We start from the raw sequence: 21,087 nt of genomic DNA, 5'->3' as shown, positions 1-21,087 counted from the left end.
ATACCCCCGTCAGGCAGTTTTCCTTCATAAAGGTATTGCTATGAAAAGAGGATGGTTTGTTGTTTTAATGTTCTGTACCGTTGCCGGATTTGCACAGGATGCAGAATTGCCTTTTGATGAAAGAGGGAAGTTTATTTATTATGAAGTTGTAGTACAGAAAGATGTTCCTGCAGTAACGCTGAAGGAGCGTGCTGCAAAATTTTTCAGCAGCTCAAAGGAATTAAAACTGAAAACCGCTCCTCAGGACAGCCTTTGGATGTCCAGGGGAAAGATGGTGATTAATAAAACAGCTTTTGTACTTAGCCGGCCTTCAGGAGAAGTAGGATATCACTTATATGTGGATTTTAAAGAAGGTAAATACCGCTTTTGGCTGACTGATTTTAGTTTTATTTCTTATCAAAGAGACCGGTATGGTAGTTTTGTGCCGGAAACAACGGTTGCGATTCCATTGGAAAACAAACCGGGAAAATTAAATGCAGGAGAGTGGACTGCTTATTCAAAAGCGACAGCCAGAGAGGCTAGGCTTTTTGCGGAGCGTTTTAAGAAAGGGATGCTGGAGAGCGCAATAAATCCCCCTACAGCTAAAGCTGTTCCTTCCGTTGATACAAAAAATCAAAAATGGTAGTTAATGTACCATTTTATCCGCGCAGGTAGAACTGGCAAAAGCTTCAGGTTTTGCTTTAAAAATAAAGCCCATGCTTAAGATATAACCCATTGCCTCGTTTAAAGCTTTGTTAGATTTAAACATCGGATTGGTGTTAATGTCGGCATGTACCTCCAGATCTACATCGTACAGGTCCAGCAGGTCGCAAACAGAATAGGCGGTCTCAATGGATTTCTGTACTTCTACCAGCATTCTTTCCTTAATGCTCATCTTCTGAAGGGTTTTTTCCTGATGAATGTACATGAAGCCGCCGTGGTGTTCTCTTAACAGAACGATAACAGTGGCAAAATCAGTTACAGGACCTTTTACCTGTGAGTCTGTACCGATACAGACCTTGAGATGGAACCCTTTTTCAGTTTCCCTGATGATGGCTTGTTCTACTTCTTCTAAAATTGACGAGTGGATCACCTCGCCGCTAAATTTCTTCCAGTTCATACGTTATTGGTGTTATGGTGAACAACCCGTATTCAGGTTTCCTAAAAATAAGTTGATTAAATTAAAAAGCGGTTAATTATTTATTGTTTAATTGCTAACAAATCCTTAATTTTCAACAGATTGCATGTCTGTTCCTGCGAATTTGAGTTGGAAAGGCCTTTTTTGAGTGTTAAACCTTTTTCTGGTTTCTTTTGTTATACTAATTCTTTTCGGATTTCCGTTCAATAATATAAGGATCAGTTTGTTAACCTAAATATAAGCATTATGAAGAGCGAATTATTAAATGAGTTTTATTTACTTCAACAAAGCAGGGCTCCTTATGATTACAGGGAGGTATTGGACGAGCAGGTATATATGCCGATAAAGAAGGTCAACCGTAAAATGAACAGCTGGATTTCTAAACGTGGAAATATGCTGATGAACCTGGATGTGAAATTAAATAGCTCGATGAAACACTTGAGGAAGAAGTATTTGAAATTTTAAGCCTTATCTTTGTGCCATTATGGTAGAAAAGATACTGGAGAAATTAAAAATTACTTCTTTGAACGAGATGCAGCAGGCATCGCTTGTAGCGACCGGAAAAGGGAGTGATGTCGTATTATTGGCACCTACAGGATCGGGAAAAACTTTAGGGTTTTTATTTCCGCTGTTGAAGAACCTCAATGCAGATACTAAGGGCGTTCAGGCCCTCATCCTTGTTCCCTCGCGTGAACTTGCTTTACAGATTGAACAGGTATTCAAACAGATGGGGACAGGTTTTAAGGTGAACTGCTGTTATGGAGGTCACCCTGTGAGAACGGAACGAAACAACTTTGAGCAACCACCTGCAGTACTCATCGGTACACCGGGAAGGATTGCTTACCATTTGCGTCATGAAAACTTTGATGAATCACCAATCCATACTCTGGTACTGGACGAGTTTGATAAAGCACTGGAATTTGGTTTCCAGGAAGATATGTCCTATATCATTTCTAAATTACTCTCTTTAAAGCAAAGGATTCTGACTTCAGCTACAGCTATGGAAGAAATCCCCGCGTTTACCGGAGTTAAGAAAGCAGTGGAGATCGACTTTTTGAAGGATGTGAAAGTAGCGCCGGATCTGAAACTTAAAAAAGTATTCACTACAGCGGAAGATAAACTGGATACCTTGTTTCAACTGATCTGCAAGATTGGCAATAAAACAACCCTTATTTTCTGTAACCACCGGGAAACAGTAGACAGGATCAGTGACCTGCTGATTGATAAAGACCTGGCACATGACATTTTTCATGGTGGTATGGAGCAGGACGAGCGGGAACGTGCTTTGCTGAAATTCAGAAATGGAAGCATCAGGATCCTGATCACTACAGATCTTGCTTCGCGTGGACTGGACATTCCGGAAGTAGAATACATTATTCATTACCAATTGCCTTATACCGAAGATGCGTTTCTGCACCGTAACGGACGTACAGCCCGTATGAATGCAAAGGGAACCGCTTATCTGGTGATTGCTGACGATGAAAAATATCCTTTCCTGAAGGGCGATATTGAAACGGAAAACCTAAAGGGAAATTTTGCTTTGCCTAAAGACAGTCCATGGCAGACACTTTACATTGCTGCGGGCAAAAAGGATAAAGTCAATAAAATTGATATTGTCGGTTTGCTATTGAAAAAAGGAGGCTTGCAAAAGGAAGATGTAGGCTTGATCGAAGTGAAAGACCAGGCTTCTTATGTGGCGATAAAAAGGAATATGGTAGGTCGTGTTCTTGGTACTTTAGCCAATGAAAAGATCAAAAATAAAAAGGTTAAAATTGAGATCGCGATGTAAGTCGCTGGAAATTAATGACTGATCTGAATTTAATACATAAAGTTCAAAAAAATGAGCAATAACGATATTTTTAAAAAACTGCGCGTGGCGCTGGAATTGACAAATGATGACATCATTAAAATTATGGAATTGGTGAACTTTAAGATCACCAAAAGCGAGCTTGGTTCCTTTTTCAGGAGCGATGACCATCCGAATTTTAAACCTTGCGGTGACCAGATCTTAAGAAATTTTTTAAATGGACTGGTGATCTATAAAAGAGGACCAAGGGAGCCTAAACCTGCTGCTGAGCCAGGAGTTTAAGATTTTTTTTATCCCTAAAAACAGGCAAGAAAATAATTTATTTTCTTGCCTGTTTTTTTATGGGAGAAATTCAAAATGCGTCTTTAAAGTATTAAATTGAGCCATTGTGTCGCAATTTGCTGATAATTAACTTAAAGTGTTTGGTGTAAAATTTTATTGAAAACTTTTTCTGATTTAATTACGTAGATGTTAATGCACAACAAAATGTACAGAAATTTGTATATTGACAATATGATGAGGAAACTATTGCCTTAAATTGGCGGGTTGAAGTTCCTGTAAAGGTGGAACGTGGATTGTAAAGGCAATAAAAGAGTTATCCTTGGTAACGCTGAAAACCTTTATTTATTATATACCATATCTACCTAATATGAGTACACCTATACCTCTCTCAGCAGTTTCTGCTGCCCGATCACGTTTATCTTCTTTTTTTGAGAAAACTTTCCCGATTTATCTTCTGGTCACTACCCGATCTATGGCCATTTTCCAACCCTTTACCCTCTAACTGTAGCTTATGAAAAAAAACTTCTACGCAAAGCAAATACTGAATTCAGCTATTTCTTTATATGATACAATAAGCTCGTTTGCTAAAAGCCAGAGACGGATATTTTATGCCTTATGTATTTTGTTTTTTACGGTTTCATTTTCAACTCAGGTCTCAGCTCAGGTTCAGGCTACAGGTGGAACAGGACTCTATAAGAACAATATTTACTGGCTGAACTTTACAGGACTGGATCTTGCTGCCGGACAAACTAAGACCTTTACATTTACGGTTAACGGAACGGTGGTTACGGCAATTATCGACAATGTTGTCTTTTCATCAGGTGGAGCAGGGGCAAGGTTAAGGCCTTACCGGTCCGGTTCATGGCAAGGCGACCGCCTGGATCGCTTGTACAATATTGGAGGGACCTCTACCAATAATACATTGGTAAATGCGATTACCACCATACCCGATGGAGCAGATGCGACCTTCCGGATCCGTACCTATGCGACCACAGGTACCAGTCCGGCAGACATCGGACTGGTTTTTGGGAATGCGGAGGACGATTCCTCTGTGGAGTTTACTCAGGGAAGTACTGATGGAAGTGACTGGAAATTACTGGAAAGGATCGTTACCAACAACAATTCACCAAGATCCATTATTTTCAGTAATCTGGATAAAACTGTCCGCTTAAATTGTAGTGAGAATGCCGCGCTTTTATACACAGATAAGCCGGGAACAAGTCTTTTAAATCCTTTAACCATCAATTGTTCCATTCAGGCAGGCGGGCTTACCGCTATGGCATTGGGACTGATGACCTATACAGAGAAATCGGATGCACCATTGACTTATGGTTCGCCTGTTCATACCCTTACCCCTACCATTACAGGGGGAGGTAATCCTACACCAGCTCTGAATAATACCGTATCCATTGCAAATCCTGAACAGATTGTTCCGGGAACAGTGACCAAACCTCCAACCCCAAAACTGGGAACAATAGCGGGGGATTTTGACCCGGCAGCTTTCACTGCTTTAGGTACAAATGCAGATGCCGATAACCTGAACGGAGAAAATGATGAGGATGGAGTGGCAAGTTTCCCCAGACTTCGTGTCAATGCAACTACCTATAGTCTGAATGTTGCTGTAGGAAACACAACAGGGCTTCCGGTAAACCTGGTCGGCTGGATAGATTTCAACAGAAACGGGACTTTTGAAGCTGCTGAAGGGGTACAGGTGAGTGTGCCGAACGGAGCGACAACGGCGACTTTAACCTGGAATGGTTTATCCGGACTGGTGGCGGGGCAGACCTATGCCCGTTTCAGAATTTCCAATACCATCGCATTGGTACTCAATACCGCGACTCCGGAATCTGTCATCAGTAACGGAGAAGTCGAAGATTATACTTTACAAATTTTACCGCTTGATTTTGGCGACGCGCCAAATAGTTATGGAACCCGGCTGATTGACAACGGGCCAAGACATGCCCTGGACAACAGACTCCGGATCGGTGCAACCACAGATGGGGAGCTTGATGGTCAGTCTGTTGCAGCCGGAGCGAATGCCAATGGCACAAATGGTGATGGGCTGGATGAAGATGCTTTTACGACACTGCCGGTACTTACGGCAGCTTCAACGAGCTACAGCATGACTGTTCCGGTTATTAATACTACAGGTATTGCCGCGAGAATGGCAGCCTGGGTTGATTTTAATAAAAACGGCACCTTTGAAGCTTCAGAGGGGCTGCTGGTCAGTGTACCCAACAATGCAACTTCAGTCGTATTGAACTGGACCGGTTTGGCAAATCTGAGTGCCGGACTGACCTATGCACGTTTACGTCTGACGACGGATCCTATTTCTACGGCAACAACGGGAGGAGCCATGACTGATGGAGAAGTCGAAGATTATAGCGTAATGATCGACCGTTCCTATGACCTGGGACTACTTAAAACTTCGAATCCAACTACGGTTAATGCCGGTCAGGCATTAACCTATACCATTACGCTAACCAACAATGGGCCAAGCCCGATGTTGGCAGCTGATGTCATTAAAGTGGTGGATAACCTGCCTGCAGGATTCACGGCGACAAGTTATACCCCTGCACAGGGCACTTATACCAGCGGTACAGGGGACTGGACAGGCTTAACGCTGACTACCGGACAAAGTACTACCTTAACTATAGCAGGTACGGTGGCCGGAAATGTAACCAGTGCAATGACCAATACCGTAACGGTAACTAATCCTCCGGGAATCACTGATTTTGTTCCCGGAAACAATACTGCAAACGTCATCACCAATGTGAACCGGGTGATCGATTTTGAGGTGACAAAAATTTCTACGCCGAATCCGCTAACTGCGGGTGCCGCGTTGACTTATACGGTCACACTTAAAAATAATGGCCCAAGTAGCTTATTGACTACGGATGTCGTTAAGGTGGTGGATGTGTTGCCTGCAGGTTTCACTGCGACAAGCTATACGGCGGCCAATGGTACCTATACCAGTGCCAATGGAAACTGGACCGGGCTTACACTTGCCAACGGACAAAGCACAACGCTGACCATTGCAGGTACCGTAGGTGCTGCAGTGACGACGCCTCTAACGAATACAGTTACGGTAACTGCTCCTGCCGGAATTACGGACCCGGTACCGGCAAACAATACCGCTACTGATGTCAACGCGACTCAGGTCAAACCGGTATTGCTCATTACGAAGTTGGGTGCTGCAAATGTTACAGCGGGTAATGTTGCTACTTATACCTTAACAATTACCAATACCGGAAGCAGTAATGCGGTTAATGCAGATATTACTGACGCGGTACCTGCAGCTTTAACCAATGTAAGCTGGAGCACTGCAGTTGCAGGCGCTGCATTGGTGACTACGGGTGCAACAGGTACCGGTAATGCGGTAAACCTTAAAGCGAATATCCCTGCGGGGACAGGAAACACAGTAACGGTAACCATCACCGGAACGGTAAATCCAGGCGCAACCGGAACAATTAGCAATACCGGAACTGCTACGCCTGCAGAGCCGAATGGCACAGGTAGTAACTCAACGGTAAATTCAAATGTGACGAGTACTTCGGGAGTTGTTATTACAAAGACCGGTCCTTCAAATGCAGTTGCCGGAAACGTGATCAGCTATCAGATTGAAGTGGGAAATAACGGACCAAGTAATGCGACTGGAATTGTCATTGCAGATCCTGTTCCTGCTGCTTTAACGAATGTCAGCTGGACTACGCAAATTGCAGGTTCATCCACAATTACCGCAGGCGCTACGGGAAATACGTCAAATGTAAATGTAACCGCGAATATTGCGGCAGGGGCAGCAAATAAAGTTACGATTACCGTAACAGGAACTGTTAATCCAGCTTTTGCAGGAAACATTACCAATGTGGCGACTGCAACCCCAAAAGAAAGCGGAAGTACACCTGTGAGTTCTCAGGTGGTTACTGCGGTAAAAAAACAACCTGTATTTACGGTTGCCAAAACCGGACCTGCAACAGCTATTGCGGGCGATAATATCACTTATACGATAACGGTTAAAAATACCGGGCCTTCCAATAGTTTAAGCACAGTCATCACAGACGCCGTTCCATCTGCTATCAGCAATGTGAGCTGGACAAGTTCTGTAACCAGTGGCACTGCAGTGATCAGTTCAGGAGCCAGCGGAACGGGAAATGCCATCAGCCTTAATGCTGATTTTAGTGCAAACGGTACGATCCAGATCGCTGTTTCGGGAACGATAAATTCAAATGCTACCGGTACGATCACAAACAGTGCTACAGCAACGCCTGCAGAGCCAGGTGTAACACCGGTTACCTCCACGCCGGTAAATACCGTGCTTAGCGCAAAATCAGGTTTAACTATTTTAAAAACCGCGCCGGCAACCCTAAACTCCGGAGCGGCGATTTCTTATACCATTACCGTTGGAAATACCGGACCAAGTAATGCAACTGCTGCGAATATCAACGACGTTATTCCTTCGGAGATTCAAGGGGTAACCTGGAGTTCTTCCGTTACAGGAGCAGCAACAATTACTTCCGGAGCTACCGGAACGGGCAATAACCTTCAGGCGGTGGCCAATATTCCGGCCGGTACAGGCAATAAAATTGTATTTACCGTTAATGGAACTGTTGGCGCTGCTTTTAATGGAAATAGTGTAAATACGGCATCGGTAACTGCAACTGAGCCTGGTAGTCTTTCACCTACTTCTACAGCGACGACGGCGGTTAGCAGAATACCACAATTGTCGGCAACGAAAAACGGACCTTCAAATGTCATTGCCGGCGATGCAATCACTTATAAAATCATCATTAGCAATACCGGTATCGGTGACGCCATTGGTACCACGATCAGAGATGCTGTTCCTGCGAAGATCACCAATGTCAACTGGGTGGTCAGCAAAACAGGAACAGCAAGTTTTGCCGGTAATGCCTCCAATACAGGAAACAACATCAACTTTACCGGAAATATTCCTGCCGGAGCCGGAAATACCATTGTTATCGATGTAACCGGAACAGTACTGCCTTCTGCAACAGGAAACTTTAGCAATATGGCCATAGTGATCCCGACGGAGCCGGTACCTACCGTGAATTCGAATACGGTGGTCACTACGATTTCCAATCAGTCCGGATTAGTGATGTTGAAAAACGGACCTTCCACCGCACAGGCCGGAACTGCCATCTCTTATACTTTAAAAATTACCAATAACGGATTGAGTGATGCAATGAATGCATCGATCACAGATGCCGTTCCAACACAAATTAAAAATGTAAGCTGGACTTCTGCAGTACAGGGTACAGCAACACTTATCGGTACGGGAGCCGGAACAGGAAATTCAGTAAGCCTGAATGGCAATATCCCGACGGGTGCTGCAAATGCAATTTTGGTAACGATCAACGGAACTGTTGATCCTTCCTTCAGTGGAAGCATCAGTAATACCGGTACAGCAGATCCATCAGAGGTGGGCAGTCCTTCTTCAAGTTCTACCGTAACCACACAGGTGGGCCGGACTCCGGTACTGACCATTACCAAAACCGGACCTGCAACATTAAACGCCGGACAAAACATCAGCTATACGATAGAGGTGACCAATACCAGTGTTGCCGATGCAAAAGCATTGGTGATTACAGATGCGGTACCTGCAGAGATTGGAAATGTAAACTGGACGGCCAGTACCGCTGGTCTGGCGGGACTGATTGGTACAGGAACGGGAACAGGAAATGCGATCAGCATTACCGGAAACCTTCCTGCCGGAGCGGCGAATAAAATCACGATCACGGTGACCGGAACAGTTGCTGCTTCATTTAACGGATCGCTGACAAACACCGCCACCGCAACACCTGCGGAGCCGGGTACAACACCTAAATCGGCAACCGCCACCACTGCGGTTAGCAGAAAACCAATCCTGAGCATTGTCAAAGCAGGCCCTGCAACGATTACCGCAGGTCAGCAAATCACTTATACCGTTACCGTTTCAAATACCGGAACTTCTAATGCTGTTGCAGTGGCAATTGCGGATGTCATCCCTGCAAGTATTAAAGGGGTAACCTGGACTTCGGCAGTATCAGGGACCGCCCTGATCAATACCGGAGCCACCGGCTCAAATAATAACCTTGCTGTTTCTGCCGATATTCCGGCCGGTGCAGCAAATAAAGTTACTTTAACCATTAGAGGTACGGTTGATCCGGCCTTTAGCGGAAGCATCGTCAACACGGCTACTGCTACACCATCAGAGGCTGGCACTACGGCAGTAACCTCTACTACGACGGCTACTGCAAGCCGTACTCCGGATGTGAGCATCAGCAAAACAGGTCCTGCAACATTGATCGCCGGACAAAACATCAGCTATACCATTACGGTTAATAATTTTAGCAGCTCTGATGCCAGGGCATTGGTGATAGCCGATCAGGTACCGGCATCAATTACCGGCGTGACCTGGTCTGCCGCAGTAAGCGGAACGGCAGTGATTAACGGTACGCCTAGCGGATCAGGAAATGCAATCAGCATTACCGGTGATCTCCCTGCCGGAAGCGGCAATGTGATTACCGTCACGGTAAACGGAATCGTTTCCCCTGCATTTAGCGGTACAATTACGAATACGGCAAGTGCTACTCCTGCAGAGCCTGGAACGGTTGCTAAAACAGCCACGAGCACAGCTGGTATTAGTAAAATACCTTTATTAAGCATCCAAAAAACAGGACCTGCAACGATCTCCGCGGGTCAGCAGATTAATTATACCTTAACCATTAACAATACCGGAACAGCGAATGCTGACAATGCCACGATTACCGATGTGGTTCCTGCGGGAATTTCAAATGTGACCTGGTCGGCAGTTGCCGATGCGAGCGCTGTTATCGTGGGCACAGCATCAGGTACAGGAAATAACATCAGCGTCAAAGCGAATATTCCTGCCGGTACAGCCAATGTGCTGAAAGTAAACATTCAGGGAACAGTTAGTGCATCAGCCACTGGTACCATCAGCAATACGGGTACAGTAACTCCGGCTGAGCCAGGTACTACACCTGGCAGCTCTACCGTAACTACCACCTTGAAATCCACTCCTGGTATTACCTTATCCAAATCCGGCCCTTCTCAAATCTCGGCAGGACAAACAGTTACTTATACGGTAATTGCGGGTAACAGTGGTCCATCTGATGCGACGAATTTAAGCATCAGCGATATCGTGCCAGCTCCGTTAACCAATGTCAGCTGGAGCACAACTGTGGAGGGGACTGCAAGTATCACTTCAGGTGCCAGCGGAACCAATAACAATAGTGTGCTGGTGAAAGGAAACATCGCCGCAGGAGCAGGAAACCGTATCCTGATTACCATCAGCGGACAAGTGCCTTCATCTACCGGCTCAACTTCATTTGCCAATACTGCCACGGCTACACCTGCAGAGCCTGGGGTGCCTCCGGTGAATTCAAATACAATTACGACGACCATCAATAAAAAAGTAAACATCTCGGCAGTGAAATCAGCAACAGCTGCATTATTTGCCGGTGAGAACATCAGCTATACGCTGGAAGTGAAAAACAGCGGGCCAAGTGATGCCTTAAATCTGCTGGTGACCGATCAGTTGCCTGCAGGCATCCTTAATGTCAGCTGGACAACGAGCACCACCGGAACAGCATCGCTGATTTCGGGGGGAACAGGAAGCGGATCTGCACTGAGTTTAAGTGCGAATATTCCGGCAGGTGCGGCCAATGCAGTTCTGGTAACCGTTACAGGTAAAGTAGATCCTTCATTTGCAGGTACACAACTGGTAAACGTCTTTAACGTGACTCCTTCAGAACCTGGCAATCCGGCAGTAACTTCCAATACCACTACGACTTTAATCAGTAGAAAAGCAGACCTGCAGATTCAAAAAACAGGACCTTCAACTGTTGTTGCCGGCCGTGCGATCAATTATACGATCACCGTAAATAATGCCGGACCTTCAAATGCGAACAACGTCAGTATCGCAGATGCGGTTCCTGCAGGAATTACCGGCGTAACCTGGACTGCAACTGCTCAGAATGGCGCAACCATCAATGGTAACGCTACCGGTTCAGGAAATAATATTGCTGTTCTGGCTGCAATTCCTTCGGGGGCGGGTACCGTAACGATCAATGTCTCGGGAACCATTGCAGCAAATTTTGCAGGGACCTCATTGACCAATACAGCTACTGCGACACCTGAACCAGGTATTACAGATCCTACACCGGCTACGAGTACCGTAACGACGACAGTTGGTCGTGTGGCAAATGTAAGGATCATTAAATCCGGACCTGCAAACGTCATTGCAGGAGATGTGATCACTTATAACCTAAGAATTGTTAACGATGGTCCAAGTGACGCACCGGGAGTGGTGATCTTAGATGCACTTAATACCCGGGTGACGAATGCAACCTGGACTGCTACGGGACTTAACGGGGCTACCGTAAGTGCCACAAACGGATCAGGAAATGTGAACTTTACCGCAGGAATCCCTGCGGGAACAGGAGAGGTCAACGTAGTGATCACGGGAACGATAGATCCTGCAGCTACTCCGGCAACCTTCACCAATACGGCAACTGCGAATTTCCCTCCGGGAAGTCCGGTTACAGATCCTGATCTTTCTTCGAATACCAGTACAGTTCCTACTCAGGTAGTGCTGCAAACTGATCTGTTGGTTTCGAAAAGCGGACCTTCTACGATTGATATCGGGGATAGAATCGATTATACGATTGAAATTAAAAACGGAGGAATCAGTAACATTACCAATGCATCCATTACAGATATTGTTCCGAATTCCGTTGACGTTACGAACTGGACAATTACGCCATCAAACGGAGCTACTGTGGCCGGTTCTTCGGCTATGTTATCCGGAACGGGCAATTCGATTATCACTACCGGTAATATTCCGGCCACTGCGCCTGGCTCTATGCCTGCCCTTATTTTCATCAGAATCACCGGCACAGTGAAAACGACTGCTGATGCCACCTTTACCAATGAGGTGGTGGTGGAAGCCAATGGAGAGAAAAAGAGTGCAGTGGTCACCGCGGTGAATCAGTCGACCGATGTTTATGTAGAGAAAAGTGGCCCGCAATCGGTGATTGCAGGTTCGGCCATTACTTATCAGCTGAAAATCGGAAATGACGGACCTGTAAATATTACAGGACTAACCATCGCTGATAATATCCCTGCAGATATCAAAAATGTCGTTTGGACAAGCACGCTGTTCGGAACTGCGACACTTACCGGAGCGACACAGGGAACAACAAATAACATCAGCACTACTGCAAACATCGCAGCAGGTGCAGCCAATTATATCCTGATTAATGTTCAGGGAACAGTAGATGCAGCAACAGCGGGTAAAAACATTACCAATACTGCTGCGGTTACTTTACCTCCGGGCAAATCAGATTTTAATACCGCCAATAATACGAGCTCAGTAGTTACTGCAGTTACCTCAAAATCAGGATTGTCTGTTCGTAAGATGGGACCTTCCGATGCGGTATCAGGTGCTGAAATTACTTACACAGTGCTCGTTTCCAATGCCGGACCAAGTAACGTCTTACAGACCACGATTACTGATGTGGTGCCTTCCAATATTAAAAATGTAAGCTGGACTTCTGCCAAAACCGGAACCGCAAACATTACGGCTGGTGCAACAGGAACGAATAATAACAATGTCAGCCTTGTTGCTGATATCCCTGCAGGTGCAGGAAATGAGGTGACCATCACGATCAAAGGAACCATTGATCCCGGATTTGCCGGACAATTGCTGAACAACGCAGTGGCTACACCTGTAGAACCAGGAAACCCACCGGTAACTTCAGAAAATGTGACGACCAATGTATTGAATAAATCAGGTTTAACGATTGTCAAATCCGGACCTTCAGTAGTAGATGCCGGAGGAACGGTACAATACAGTGTTGAAGTCAGCAATTCAGGACCTGGTAATGCAGTTGCTGCGGTCATCACTGACCAGGTTCCTGCAGGTTTAACCAATGTTCGCTGGACAACAGCGACCACCGCAGGTGCTGTCGTGACTGCGGGTGCAGCAGGAACGAATAACAACGCAGTTTCAGTTACCGCAAACCTGCTTGCAGGAGCAGGAAAATTAACGATCACCATTATCGGAGATGTTCCGGCTAACAGTGCAACGGGTAACCTGCTGAATTCTGCAGTGGCAACTCCGGCAGAACCGGGCAATCCGCCGGTCACTTCTAATGAAGTCACCACGGCGATTGTTAAAAATGTAACCCTGAGTTTAACCAAGTCCGGCCCTGCGACATTGAATGCAGGAGAGGCGATCACTTATACTTTAGCCATAAAAAATACGGGGCCTTCAAACGCAACGGCGACAAGGCTGACAGATGTGGTTCCGGCGGATATCAAAGTGGTATCATGGACGAGTACCGTTGCCGGAGGTGTAGTGATCAGCAATGGCGCGACCGGAACAGGAAATAACCTGGACCTAACCGCAGACATTCCTGTAAACGGAACAATCTTGGTTAACGTAAAAGGTACTGTAGATCCGCTATTTGCGGGAACACTGACCAATACGGCCACATTAACACCAACGGAAGCAGGAGAGACACCAATCAATGCGGTGGCGACTACAACCGTTAAAAAATTAACCAAATTACTCATCAGCAAAAGCGGTACGGCAAATGCCATCGCGGGTCAGGTGATGACTTATCAGATTAAGGTCTCTAATGAAGGACCAAGTACTGCACTGGCTGCCCTGATCACAGATGCCGTTCCGGTTCAACTGGAAAATGTCAGCTGGACAACGGAGGTAACCGGCGGATCGGTAATTACTGAAGGTACAACCGGAACCGGAAATGCCTTAAGTGTGAAAGCCAATATCCCGGTAGGCCAGCAGCATGAAATTACCATTACCGTAACAGGTAAGGTTGCCGCATCTTATGCTGGAACGATCAGTAATATTGCTACCGTGACCCCTGCTGATCCGGACAACCCGCCAGTGGTGACCCCACCGGTAGAAACGGTGGTTGTTCAGCGTCCTGTAATTGTAATGAGCAAAACAGGCCCGGCAACAGCCGTTGCAGGTGGAGCCATTACCTATACGATTGAGGCCAACAATACCGGATTAAGTGATGCCAATAACCTGGTGATTACTGATGCTGTACCTGCGGACATCAAAAATGTAAGCTGGACTGCCGTTGTTTCCGGAAACAGCTCAATCAACGGATTGAATCAGGGCTCAGGAAATGCGGTCAGCCTGAATGGAAATATTCCTGCGGGGGCCAGCAATAAAATAACAATTACAGTGAATGGAACGGTAGATCCTTCTTTTGCCGGAACATTAAGCAATACCGCTACCGCTACACCTGCAGAGCCTGGTAATCCACCAGTGGTTACCCCGCCTGTAACTACGGTGGTGACGCAGACACCGGTAATTGTCATCAATAAAACAGGTCCTGCTTCTGCAACTGCAGGGGGAGCCATTAGTTATGTGATTGAGGTCAGCAATACAGGTTTGAGTAATGCTAAAAATCTCGCCATCTCAGATATACTTGACCCGGCAATTACAGGGGCAACCTGGGCTGCCACGGTTTCGGGAAGCAGTACCATCAATGGAGCTGCTACAGGAACAGGAAATGTCGTATTGAACGGTAATATTCCTGCCGGTACCGGTAATAAAATCAGCATCACAGTTAATGGAACATTAAATCCTGATTTTGCAGGTAAGATTACCAATATTGTTACCGGAACACCTTCAGAACCAGGTAATCCTCCTGTGGTCAGTCCTCCGGTAGAGACAAATGTGGATAAGAAACCAATTATTGTAGTGACTAAAACCGGACAGCCGACAGCTACCGCCGGAGGAGAGGTTACCTATACCATTGTAGTCGTGAATAACGGATTAAGTAATGCATCGGGTACAGCTATCGTAGATGATGTTCCTGCAGAGCTGATCAATGTGAGCTGGACTGCAGTTCAGTCTGGCGTAGCAACGGTGATTACCGGAGCTTCAGGAACAGGAAATCAGGTTCGTGTGAGCGGAGATTTACCTGCCGGAAATGCAAATAATAAAATTACCATTACCGTAAAAGGTACAGTTAACCCAGGGTTCTCAGGAAAAATCAATAACGTCGCTACCGCTTCGGTTCCTGGAATCAATGTACCAAATGTAGTTACCCCTCCGGTAGAAACAGAGGTAGGATCTAAACCGGGAATCGTTCTTCGTAAGGATGGTCCTGCTGCTGCAATTGCAGGATCAGAAATTACCTATACGATTACCGCCGGAAATACGGGATTGAGTAATGCACAGAACCTGTTGATTACTGATGATGTACCTGCTTTATTAAGCAATGTGAGCTGGACCTCAGGTATTACCGGAACAGCAGCAGTGAACAGTGGAGGAAGTGGAACAGGTAATGTGATCCAGTTAACGGGTAACATTCCTGCCGGCATCGCCAATACCATCGTCATTACGGTTAAAGGAACCATTGATCCTTCATTTAATGGAAATCTAACCAATAAAGCAATCGCAAGCCCATCAGAACCTGGTATTGTTCCGGTAGAAGCAACGACTACTGCAGTGGTAAGTAAAACACCTGTTTTAGCCATCGCTAAAAACGGGCCTGCTACGATTTCTGCTGGTCAGGACATTACCTATACGATCAATGTCAGCAATACAGGAACGGCCAATGCAGACAATGCTTCTGTTACAGATCAGATCCCTGTGAACATCACCGGAGTAACCTGGACAACCACCATAAATGGGGCAGCAAGTGTCTTGAGTGGTGCTGTCGGAAATGGCAATAACCTTTCTGTCAATGTGAACGTCCCTGCCGGTTCAGCAAATACCGTTCTGATTACCGTAAAAGGAAAAGTGAACCCTTCTGCAGCCACAGATTTAGTGAATAAAGCAACGGTAACCCCTTCAGAACAAGGAACCGTTCCGGCGAGCTCTACGGTAACGACGACCATCAAATTGGAACCTTCTGTAAGCCTGGTAAAAAGCGGACCATCACAGATTTCTGCCGGTCAGACGGTAACCTATACTTTAATCGCAGGAAATAACGGACCATCTGATGCACGTAACTTGTCTATTACAGACCCTGTTCCTGCCGGATTAACCGATGTGAGCTGGTCTGCAACAACTGAAGGTGCAGCTACGCTGATCAGCGGTGCTACGGGTACAGGCAATGCAGTTTCTGTAAAGGGAGACATCAATGCCGGTGCGGCCAACCGCATCCTGATCACGATTACCGGAAAGGTTCCGGGATCAGCACCAGCTGGAGTATTAACAAATACTGCCACTGCAACGCCATCAGAACCAGGCATCCCTGCAGTACCGTCAAATACGATAACTACTACCGTAGATCATAAATTAAACATCAGGGCAGTGAAATCTGCACCGACTTCCATTGCCGCCGGAGAGCGTATTAGTTATACCCTTGAGGTATTTAATGATGGGCCTGCCGATGCAGCAAATCTGGTAATCAATGATGCAATCCCTGCGGGCATTCTCAATGTGAGCTGGACCACAAGCATCGCTGGTACAGCCAGTATTGTGGCCAATGGAACCGGTAGCGGTACTGCGGTAAATCCAAGGGTGAACATCCCTGCAGGTACCGGAAATTCAGTAACGGTACTGATTACAGGAGATGTTGATCCTGGTTATGCCGGAGCAACATTGAAAAATAGCTTTACTGCAACACCATCGGAACCAGGTAATCCTGCTGTACCATCTGATGAGGTGACCACCAATGTGGTGAAAACAGCGGATATTCAGATTCAGAAAACCGGACCTTCAACCGTAGTTGCAGGCTCGGCCATCAGTTATACCATCAATGTGAAAAATGCAGGGCCAAGTAATGCGGGAACTGTAAATATTGCAGATGTGATTCCGGTTGGTTTAACGGGTGTCAACTGGACGGCTACCGCTCAGAATGGCGCAGCCATTACCGGAGCGAATACCGGAACAGGGAACATCAATTTAAATGCATCGATTCCTGCCGGTAATGCAACAGTACAGATTCTGGTAACCGGAACGGTTGATGCTGCTTATGCAGGCAGTAGTCTTGTAAACACAGCTACAGCAACACCTGGAGCTGGGATTACAGATCCAACGCCTGCAACAAGCACAGTAACTACAACAATTACCAGAGTGGCGAATGTGAGGATTACCAAATCCGGACCTGCAGACATTGCAGTGGGAGAGATGATGACTTACAACCTTCGTATTGTGAATGATGGACCAAGTGATGCCATAGGCGTATTGATCAAAGATATGATTCCAGGGAATCTGGAAGCAGGAGCAACCTGGACTGCGACGCTTACAGGTGCTGCAACGGTTAGTGCTGCCAACGGTACGGGAGATATCGATATCACCGGAAATATTCCTGCCGGAACAGGCATCATCAGTATTGATATCCGTGCAAAAGTAAAAGCGAACAATCCGGATAAAACAGCCTTCACCAATACCGCAACCGCTTTCTTCCCTGTCGGAAGTCCGATCACGGATCCGGAACTGAGCTCAAATACCAGTACCGTACCAACCATCGTGAACAATGATCCGGTGCTCAGGGTATCGAAAAGCGGACCTTCAACGGTCAATATCGGTGATCCGATCAATTATAAAATTATCATCAGAAATGGTGGTGCAGGTAACATTACCAATGCCGATATTTCTGATCCGGTTCCTGCAGATGTCGCAGTAAGCAGCTGGGTAGCTACTCAAACCGGCGGAGCAACAATTATCGGAACAGGCACAGGTACCGGCAACAACATCAGTTTCAAAGCTGATATCCCTGCCGATAACGATCCGCTTACCGCAATCACCATCGACATTCAGGGAACGGTTAAAGCCACAGCCGGCGCAACCTTCACCAATACCGTAACAGTAACGGCAAATGGAGAAAGGAAAAGCTCAGTGGTCACTGCCGTAAATCAGTCTACTGATCTTAAAATAGAAAAAACAGGGCCTCAGGCAGTGACTTCAGGTTCTGATATTAACTATACGCTAAAAGTCAGCAATCAGGGACCAATAGATGTCGCTGGTCTGATCATTACCGATAATGTTCCTGTGGAAGTTGGACAGATCAGCTGGACTGCACAGGCCTTCGGGGCGGCAAGTCTGACCGGTGCTTCATCTGGCACTTCAAACGCTGTTCTGACACAGGCGAATGTTCCGGTAGGCGCGGCAAACTACATTCTGATCAATGTCAATGGAGTGGTGAACGCCAATACGCCATCGGGCAGTATCAGTAATGTGGCAAGTGTAAGCACACCAAATGGTGTTGCAGATTTCAACCCGGCAAACAATACCAGTCAGGTAAATACACAAATCAGTTCTGTGTCCGGATTGAGCATCAGCAAATCAGGACCTCAGACCGGGGTTTCAGGTTCTGCAATCACTTATACGATCAAAGTGAAAAACAGCGGACCTAGTAATGCAGCCCAGGCACAGATTAAAGATCTGGTGCCGGCTGGAGTAACTGCTGTGAGCTGGACGGCAACCTCAGCAGGAACTGCGGTTATCAATTCAGGAGCAGCCGGAACCGGAAATACGGTAACTGTTTCTGCAAATATTCCTGCAGGTGCAGCCAATGAAATCAACATCACGATTAACGGAACAATAGATCCTGGATTTAGCGGACAACTGTTAAATAATGCAACAGTTACCCCATCAGAACCAGGAAATCCTCCGGTAACCTCCGGCGATGTGACGACTACAGTAAGTAATAAATCAAGTGTAAGGATCCTGAAATCCGGACCTACAAGTATTGAAGCGGGTAAAGTGGTCAATTATACCCTTGAACTCAGCAATGCAGGTCCTGGAAATGCAATGAATGTGGATGTTGCCGATGCAGTTCCGGCAGTGTTGACTGGTGTCAGCTGGACCGCTACGGCCAATTCAGCCGCGGTGATCAGGTCCGGTGCAACAGGTACCGGAAATGCAGTTGCCCTTAAAGTTGATCTTCCTGCCGGAAATGGTACGGTAATCGTCAACATTACTGGATTGGTTCCTGCAAATGCAGCAAACGGAAGCATCAGCAATACCGCTACTGCGACCCCTGTTGAGCCTGGAAATCCTGCAGTAACTTCTAACACGGTGACTACCGCGATTGTGAACAATGCGAGTTTAAGCCTGCTGAAAAGCGGTCCTGCCACACTGAACTCTGGAGAATCAATCAGTTATACCTTAAGAATCAGCAATGCCGGACCATCAGATGCGCTGGGTGTGAAAGTGAAAGATGTTGTTCCTGCTCAGGTAACCGGTGTCTCATGGACGAGCACACTGAGCGGCGGTGCAACGATCAGCTCTGGTGCAAATGGCGCAGCCAATAACGTTGACCTTACCGCAGATCTGCCTGCAAACGGAAGCATCATCGTAACCATTAATGGTAAGGTGAATCCAACTTTTGCAGGAGTGATCCTCAATAAAGCGGCACTTACACCTGCAGATCCTGCCAAGCCAGTGATCAATTCAGAAGTAAGCACTACCGTTACCAATGTGTCAAATTTAAAAATCAGCAAAACCGGTCCTGCAACAATAGCCGCAGGTCAGGTGATGAAATACCAGATCAAAGTATACAATACCGGACCTGGTACGGCACAGAATGCGGTCATCAGTGATGTCGTTCCTGCTAAATTAACAGGAGTAACCTGGACAGCTGCAGTTACCGGAAATGCCAGCATTTCTAACGGACAAACCGGATCAGGAAATAACCTGAGTGTAACTGCAACGCTTCCATCGGGATCGAATGACATCATTACGATAGACATTACCGGTACTGTGGATGCCTCTTTTGCAGGTAAATTAAGTAACACGGCAACGGTGACACCGGTAGAGCCTGGAAATCCACCAGTGGTGACCCCACCGGTAGAAACCGAGACGACCTTGAAGCCGGGAATTACCATTGTGAAAACCGGGCCTGCCAAGGTCAGTGCAGGTGCTCCGATTACTTATGTGATCACCGCGGGTAACATTGGATTCAGCAATGCAAAAGACCTGGTGATTACCGATAATGTGCCTTCACAAATCAAAAATGTGAGCTGGACAACGAGTACCGCCGGAACAGCAGCGGTTACAAGCGGAGCCAGCGGATCAGGGAATGCGATTTCTGTAAAAGGAGACATTGCTGCTGGTGCAGCCAACAAGCTGATCATCACCATTACAGGTACTGTTGATCCTGCCTACACTGGTCCGTTGAGTAACACGGCAACGGGTACACCTGCTGAACCGGGTATTCCACCGGTAGTAACCCCACCGGTAGTGACGGAAGTCAGCAAAACCCCTGCATTTGCCATTACTAAAACCGGACCTGCTCAGTTGAAATCAGGCGACCTGATCACCTATGTGGTAGAGGTGAGCAATACTTCTTTCAGCAATGCCGATAATATGGTGATCGCCGATTTGATCAGCAGTGATATACAGAATGTGAAATGGACAACTGCAATCACCGGAACTGCGAAAATCATATCCGGAGGAACGGGAAGCAGCAGTAATGTAAGCGTCACAGCTGACCTTCCTGCAGGTGCCGGAAACAAAGTGATCCTGACCATTACCGGTAATATTTCCAAATCATTTACCGGAAAGATCGACAATACGGCCAGGGCATTCTCAGGTGCAGGTACGGTAGAAGTCAGCAGTAATACGGTTTCTACTACAGTAGATAATGCAGACTTTATCATTCCTAATATCATTACTCCAAACGGAGATGGCAGTAATGATACCTTCAAAATCAAGGGACTGGAAAATTATCCGGGAACACAGGTAACGATCTTCAACAGATGGGGGAATGAAGTTTACCGTTCTGCCAATTACCTGAACGATTGGGATGGTAGTCAGCTGAATGAAGGTACTTATTACTACCTGATCCTCAGGAAAGAGAAATCGGGCAGCACAACTGCATTTAAAGGATGGATGTTTATAAAAAGGTAAAACAAATTAAGA

At 46.4% G+C, this 21,087-nt stretch carries 6 protein-coding genes; 5 read left to right on the top strand and 1 reads right to left on the bottom strand.

Annotated elements, in window-relative coordinates; all coding sequences use genetic code 11:
• Positions 1-40 precede the first annotated feature (40 nt).
• Entirely contained in the window at positions 41-625 is a 585-nt protein-coding gene (locus DBR43_RS10415) for a hypothetical protein (protein ID WP_124580626.1), read from the top strand.
• Here DBR43_RS10415 and DBR43_RS10410 read toward each other — a convergent pair whose 3' ends face one another.
• Positions 626-1,099: a ribonuclease H-like YkuK family protein gene (locus DBR43_RS10410; RefSeq protein ID WP_074612365.1), complete on the bottom strand. Its 474-nt coding sequence runs from the start codon at positions 1,097-1,099 to the stop codon at positions 626-628.
• A 264-nt stretch (positions 1,100-1,363) separates the two neighbouring features.
• Here DBR43_RS10410 and DBR43_RS10405 point away from each other — a divergent pair, with 264 nt between their 5' ends.
• The 4 genes from DBR43_RS10405 (at position 1,364) to DBR43_RS10390 (ending at position 21,075) form a co-directional block, all read left to right on the top strand.
• Positions 1,364-1,582, top strand: coding sequence for a hypothetical protein (locus tag DBR43_RS10405; RefSeq protein WP_124580624.1), 219 nt, complete (start codon positions 1,364-1,366; stop codon positions 1,580-1,582).
• A gap of 16 nt (positions 1,583-1,598) precedes the next feature.
• Complete coding sequence (locus DBR43_RS10400) at positions 1,599-2,906, top strand: DEAD/DEAH box helicase (RefSeq protein WP_124580622.1); 1,308 nt, start codon at positions 1,599-1,601, stop codon at positions 2,904-2,906.
• A gap of 51 nt (positions 2,907-2,957) precedes the next feature.
• Positions 2,958-3,206, top strand: coding sequence for a DUF1456 family protein (locus DBR43_RS10395; RefSeq protein ID WP_074612368.1), 249 nt, complete (start codon positions 2,958-2,960; stop codon positions 3,204-3,206).
• Between the two features lie 511 nt (positions 3,207-3,717).
• The gene (locus DBR43_RS10390; protein ID WP_124580620.1) at positions 3,718-21,075 is read left to right on the top strand and encodes a gliding motility-associated C-terminal domain-containing protein; all 17,358 of its coding nucleotides are present in this window, start codon (positions 3,718-3,720) and stop codon (positions 21,073-21,075) included.
• Positions 21,076-21,087: the final 12 nt, after the last annotated feature.

The sequence above is a fragment of the Pedobacter sp. KBW06 genome, assembly GCF_003852525.1.
Taxonomy (GTDB): Bacteria; Bacteroidota; Bacteroidia; order Sphingobacteriales; family Sphingobacteriaceae; genus Pedobacter.
This window is presented reverse-complemented; position numbering and strand designations above follow the sequence as displayed.

Coding starts and splice junctions, on each gene's coding strand:
- DBR43_RS10415 (WP_124580626.1), top strand. CDS start 41: ATGAAAAGAGGATGGTTTGTTGTTTTAATGTTCTGTACCGTTGCCGGA.
- DBR43_RS10410 (WP_074612365.1), bottom strand. CDS start 1,099: ATGAACTGGAAGAAATTTAGCGGCGAGGTGATCCACTCGTCAATTTTA.
- DBR43_RS10405 (WP_124580624.1), top strand. CDS start 1,364: ATGAAGAGCGAATTATTAAATGAGTTTTATTTACTTCAACAAAGCAGG.
- DBR43_RS10395 (WP_074612368.1), top strand. CDS start 2,958: ATGAGCAATAACGATATTTTTAAAAAACTGCGCGTGGCGCTGGAATTG.
- DBR43_RS10390 (WP_124580620.1), top strand. CDS start 3,718: ATGAAAAAAAACTTCTACGCAAAGCAAATACTGAATTCAGCTATTTCT.